The following is a 4,057-nucleotide window of genomic DNA, read 5'->3' as shown; positions in this document are numbered from 1 at the left end:
GCACCGGATCGATCCGCAGGTGGCGATCGAAGAAACCGTTGGCGCCATGGCCGAGTTGGTCAAGGCCGGCAAGGTGCGTTACCTGGGCTTGAGCGAGGCGTCGGCCGCCACGCTGGAACGCGCGCACAAGGTGCATCCCATCAGTGCGCTGCAAAGTGAGTATTCATTGTGGAGCCGCGATCATGAGGAGAACGGTTGCCTCGCCGCGTGCCAGCGACTGGGCGTGGCGTTTGTGCCTTACAGCCCATTGGGGCGGGGCTTTCTGACGGGCGCACTGAAAAGCCCCGATGACTTTGCGGCGGATGATTACCGTCGTTTCAGCCCGCGTTTTCAAGGGGAAAACTTTGCCAGGAATCTGCTGCTGGTGCAGCAGGTACAGGCATTGGCGGCCGACAAGGGTGTGACGGCGGGCCAACTGGCATTGGCCTGGGTACTGGCGCAAGGTGAGTACTTGATCCCGATTCCAGGCACCAAACAGCGCAAATACCTTGAAGAGAACATCGCCGCACTGGAGGTAAAACTCAGCTGCGACGAGTTGCAAGCACTGGAAGCGATATTCCCGGCGAATGCCACCGCTGGCTCGCGTTACCCCGAGGAGGTCATGAAGTTGCTGGACCGCTAACAACATGCGAGGTGAATACTTGCCCCTACAGGGTTCTTCTGTATCACTTGGAAACAATCTCCTCCCTCATCCGTGGCTAAACTGGTCAGAATGCCCATTTTTGATCGCCACCCGAGTCGAGGTCCCCATGCGAACCCACCTGCGTCTGATCGCCCTGAGCGCCCTTCTCCTTTCCTCCCTGGCCCAGGCCGCCGACCTGATCCCCATCGAAGTCCACCGCGACGCCAACTGCGGCTGCTGCAAAAAATGGATCAGCCACCTCGAAGCGAACGGCTTCAAGGTTGAGGACCATGTCGAAACCAACATGAGCGAATTCAAACAACAGCACGGCGTACCGCCGCGTCTGGCGTCGTGCCATACCGCGTTGATCAACGGCAAGTTTGTCGAAGGTCATGTCCCGGCAGATCAGGTGCTGGCTCTGGGCAAGCGTGACGACCTGCTGGGCGTTGCCGCCCCAGGCATGCCCATGGGTTCGCCGGGGATGGAAATGGACGGCATGAGCGATGCCTACCAAGTGATCGGTCTGAAAAAAGACGGCACTGATGTCGTGGTGGCGGACTACCCCGCCCATTGATGTCCGGTGCTTACTTCGGGCTGTTCTTCGCCGCGTTCGGTGCGGCGACGTTGCTGCCGTTGCAGTCCGAAGCAGTGTTGGTGGGGTTGTTGCTCAGCGACAGGTATTGGCTTTGGTCGCTATTGGCCGTCGCCACGCTGGGCAATGTACTTGGCTCGCTGGTGAACTGGTGGCTGGGACGCGGTATCGAACGGTTTCGCGACCGGCGCTGGTTCCCGGTCAGCCCAAGTCATCTGGAACAAGCGCGCAAGCATTATCAGCGCTACGGCCATTGGTCTTTACTACTGAGCTGGGTGCCAGTCATCGGTGACCCGCTGACGCTGGTGGCCGGCGTCATGCGCGAACCCTTGGGGCGATTTTTGTTGATCGTGACCTTGGCCAAGGCCGCCCGTTACGGCGTGCTGGCGTTGGCCACGCTGGGCTGGATGGGTTGAACGATCACGCACGGCGATTGCCTGTGTTTAATGTCGCCCTAATCAAGCCGATCCAGCATCGGCCGGTTTCCTACGGAGTTCATCCATGCCCCTTGCCCTCTCCCGCTGGCTGCCCAGCCTGTTACTGTCCGCCGCGCTGCCCCTCGTCGCCCATGCCGAAGGGCCGGAATATGGCCCTGAACTGCAGGGTTTCGACTACCCCTACACCGTCAAGCACTTTGCCTTTGAGTCCCAGGGCAAGTCCTTGCAAATGGGGTACATGGACGTCGCCGCCCATGGCAAGGCCAACGGCCGCAGCGTCGTGCTGATGCATGGCAAGAACTTCTGCGGCGCGACCTGGGACAGTTCGATCAAAGCCCTCAGCGAAGCCGGCTATCGAGTCATCGCCCCGGACCAGATCGGTTTCTGCACCTCCAGCAAACCCGACCACTATCAATACAGTTTCCAGCAACTGGCGACCAACACCCAGCAACTGCTCAAGGCCCTCGGCATTCAGAAGGCCAGCATTCTCGGTCACTCCACCGGCGGCATGCTCGCCACCCGGTACGCGTTGCAATACCCCGAGCAAGTCGAACAACTGGCGCTGGTCAATCCCATTGGYCTGGAAGACTGGAAAGCCCTCGGCGTGCCCTACCGCACCGTCGATCAATGGTACGAGCGCGAGCTCAACGTCAGCGCCGACGGCATTCGCACTTATGAACGCAACACCTATTACGGTGGTCGCTGGAAGCCGGAATTCGAGCGCTGGGTCGACATGCTGGCCGGCCTGAACAAAGGCCCGGGGCATACGCAAGTCGCGTGGAACTCGGCACTGATTTACGACATGATTTTCACCCAACCGGTGTACCACGAATTCAAAGACCTGAAGATGCCGACGCTGTTGCTGATCGGAACGTCCGACACCACGGCGATCGGCAGTGACATTGCCTCGCCCGAGGTCAAGGCGAAGCTCGGTCACTACGACGTACTCGGCAAGCAAGTGGCCCAACTGATTCCGCAGTCGACCCTGGTCGAATTCCCCGGCATGGGCCACGCGCCGCAAATGGAAGAACCGGCGCAATTCCACAAGGCCTTGCTCGACTGGCTGAACAAAACCAACCCCGTTCATTGATGAGGTGAGGCTGATGGCGGTGCAGATTGCAGTGATCGATGACTGGCAGGACGTCGCGCGCGACGTGGTGGACTGGTCAGCGCTGGACAGTGTTGGCGAGGTCAGTTTTGTTCAYGACTWCCCGGCCGACAACGAAACCCTGGCCGAGCGTCTGGGGGGCTTTGAGGTGATCTGCGTGATGCGCGAACGCACCCGGTTCGATGAGGACCTGTTGCGCCGGTTGCCAAACCTCAAGCTGCTGGTCACCGGCGGCATGCGCAACGCGGCGCTGGACTTCAAAGCAGCCGCTGCGTTGGGGATTCAAGTCTGCGGCACCGACAGCTACAAACACGCTGCGCCGGAACTGACCTGGGCGCTGATCATGGCCGCCACCCGCAACCTCGTGGTCGAAGCCAACGCCTTGCGCGCCGGTCAGTGGCAGCAAGGACTCGGCGGTGATCTGTATGGCAAGACACTGGCGATTCTGGGGCTGGGCAGCATAGGCAAACGCGTCGCTCAGTTCGGCCAAGTGTTCGGCATGCGGGTAATTGCCTGGAGCGAGAACCTGACACCCGAAGCCGCTGCCGAAGTCGGCGTGACCTATGTCAGCAAGCAGGAATTGTTCGAACAGGCCGACGTGCTGTCCGTGCACCTGGTGCTCAGTGATCGCACCCGCGGTTTGGTCGACGCCCAGGCGCTGGCCTGGATGAAACCCACGGCGCTGCTGGTCAATACCGCCCGTGGACCGATTGTGGATGAGGCTGCGCTGATCAAGGCGCTGCAGAAAAATCGGCTGGCCGGAGCGGCACTGGATGTGTTTGAAGTGGAGCCATTGCCTGAACATCATCCGTTCAGAACGCTGGAGAATGTGCTGGCCACGCCGCATGTGGGGTATGTGAGCCGGCAGAACTACCAGCTGTTTTTTTCGCAGATGATCGAGGATATTCAGGCGTGGTCGGCAGGGAATCCAATTCGGGTTTTCACCTGATACCGAGTTATCGTTCTTCGCTGGCAAGCCAGCTCCTACAGGGTATACGCGAACCCTGTAGGAGCTGGCTTGCCAGCGAAGAGGCCCGACCAAACACCACAAAACCACAAAACCACCTGCAACTACACCAGCAGCTACAACAACTGTGGCGAGGGAGCTTACCCCCTCACCACAAGTCAGGCATCACCGCAAAACCGCGCTACCCCTGCGGATCGACGTTATCCAGCATCCGGTTCACCGCCAGCTCCCCCAGCATGACGGAGTTTTGAATACCCAGCAGGGTATGGCGCTGCGGACCATTCAACTGCCCCGCGAAATCGCTCAACATCACACTCGCAGACGCCAACGT

Annotated in this window: 6 protein-coding genes; 5 read left to right on the top strand and 1 reads right to left on the bottom strand. The window is 60.1% G+C overall.

Annotated features, from left to right (window positions below; all coding sequences use genetic code 11):
• From AC1DSG_RS28570 to AC1DSG_RS28550, 5 genes are all read left to right on the top strand, one after another.
• On the top strand, positions 1-622 hold a 622-nt coding region (locus tag AC1DSG_RS28570), incomplete at its 5' end, for an aldo/keto reductase (protein WP_477793868.1).
• Between the two features lie 127 nt (positions 623-749).
• Complete coding sequence (locus AC1DSG_RS28565; RefSeq protein ID WP_477793867.1) at positions 750-1,196, top strand: DUF411 domain-containing protein; 447 nt, start codon at positions 750-752, stop codon at positions 1,194-1,196.
• Entirely contained in the window at positions 1,196-1,630 is a 435-nt protein-coding gene (locus tag AC1DSG_RS28560; protein ID WP_477793866.1) for a YqaA family protein, read from the top strand. The genes AC1DSG_RS28565 and AC1DSG_RS28560 overlap by 1 nt, the downstream gene beginning before the upstream one ends.
• Before the next feature lie 85 nt (positions 1,631-1,715).
• Positions 1,716-2,741, top strand: coding sequence for an alpha/beta fold hydrolase (locus tag AC1DSG_RS28555; protein WP_477793865.1), 1,026 nt, complete (start codon positions 1,716-1,718; stop codon positions 2,739-2,741).
• 13 nt (positions 2,742-2,754) lie between these two features.
• Positions 2,755-3,708 carry a D-2-hydroxyacid dehydrogenase family protein gene (locus AC1DSG_RS28550; protein ID WP_477793864.1) on the top strand — a complete coding sequence of 318 codons (954 nt, stop codon included), beginning with the start codon at positions 2,755-2,757 and terminating at the stop codon, positions 3,706-3,708.
• 199 nt (positions 3,709-3,907) lie between these two features.
• Here AC1DSG_RS28550 and AC1DSG_RS28545 read toward each other — a convergent pair.
• A partial coding sequence (locus tag AC1DSG_RS28545; RefSeq protein WP_477793869.1) for a DUF6124 family protein occupies positions 3,908-4,057 on the bottom strand: 150 nt, incomplete at its 5' end.

The organism is Pseudomonas sp. P5_A12 (genome assembly GCF_056400685.1).
Note: the sequence above shows the minus strand (reverse complement) of the source record. Positions and strands in the feature narration are given on the sequence as shown.

Excerpts from the sequence above, each read along its gene's own strand:
- AC1DSG_RS28560 (WP_477793866.1), top strand. The coding sequence starts at position 1,196 with ATGTCCGGTGCTTACTTCGGGCTGTTCTTCGCCGCGTTCGGTGCGGCG.
- AC1DSG_RS28565 (WP_477793867.1), top strand. The coding sequence starts at position 750 with ATGCGAACCCACCTGCGTCTGATCGCCCTGAGCGCCCTTCTCCTTTCC.